This window comes from Streptococcus sp. 3613, assembly GCF_013277375.1.
In the GTDB taxonomy this organism is placed as follows: domain Bacteria; phylum Bacillota; class Bacilli; order Lactobacillales; family Streptococcaceae; genus Streptococcus; species Streptococcus pseudopneumoniae.
The window spans coordinates 1-984 of the sequence record NZ_VMMV01000110.1 but is presented as its reverse complement, the minus strand read 5'-3'; the positions used below and the strand labels follow the sequence as shown (position 1 = coordinate 984).

The window sequence follows — 984 nt, the reverse complement described above, 5'->3', positions numbered from 1 at the left end:
CTCTTATTATGGGAAGATACCTATGAATTGGGTACAGACAACATTAAATTATATAGGAATAATTAGTACTGGTAACACGCCATCTAAAAATAGCCCTGAAAACTACGGCGGCGAAATACCATTCTATAAACCTGCTGATTTATTACAAGGAGAACTATACAATGCAACTGAATATTTATCGGTTCTAGGAAATACAAAATCCAGAAAAATAAAAGCAGGTTCTATTTTAATAAATGGTATTGGAAATATTGGAATTGCTGGGATTGTTCGTGTTGATGGAGCGTTCAATCAACAAATGCATGGCATAGAAGTATTTAATTTTGTCAACTCAAAATTTTTACTTTTAGCTATACAGTCTGATTTTATGCAAAAACAATTCAAGAACAATACATCATCTACCACTATTCCTATATTAAACAAAACTAGATTTTCTCAAACTATAATTAATTTTCCAGGTATACGTACACAAAAATTAATAATTACTAAAGCTGAGAAACTTTTTGAAAAAGTAAATCAATTTTAGCGACAATTCTCTTTTGTTCTAAAACTGAAGGAATACCTATTATTTTAGATTTTAGATACGAATAATGTCGAGCATAGCCCCTGTTCCTAACAAATAATAGCGTATAGTCTAAGTGGTATTTTAAAAATTTTGCAGATAAGCAAATTGGAGACAGAATTTTTACTCCGTCTGCACCAACAACAAAAGGGAAGTCTATAATCTTAAGATTTCTTGTATGGTCACCAAATATTACAACGTTTGTTTTATAGTCTAGAATCTTAGAAAAATTATTAGAAAATCCTTCAACTAATATTTTAGATTGACTAACTACTGGAATCTTGCCCTCTTTTACAATTTCAGACTGTTTTATTTGATAAGGCTTAGCTGAAATAGTTGTTACAATTTTTTCTAAAGGAGCTAGCAACCAAGTTGATCTTCTTGGAAAATCTATTTCAATTTTAATGTTATTCAGATAATAAGAG

The 984-nt window shown here is 29.8% G+C and carries 2 protein-coding genes; one reads left to right on the top strand and one right to left on the bottom strand.

The annotated features are described in order from the left end of the window. Positions 1–523: restriction endonuclease subunit S (locus tag HT708_RS10925; RefSeq protein ID WP_240148736.1), on the top strand; the 523-nt coding region annotated here is incomplete at its 5' end. On the opposite strand, the gene HT708_RS10920 is transcribed toward HT708_RS10925, so the two are convergent. Beyond that, a partial coding sequence (locus HT708_RS10920) for a restriction endonuclease subunit S (protein WP_054393278.1) occupies positions 483–984 on the bottom strand: 502 nt, incomplete at its 5' end. The genes HT708_RS10925 and HT708_RS10920 overlap by 41 nt on opposite strands.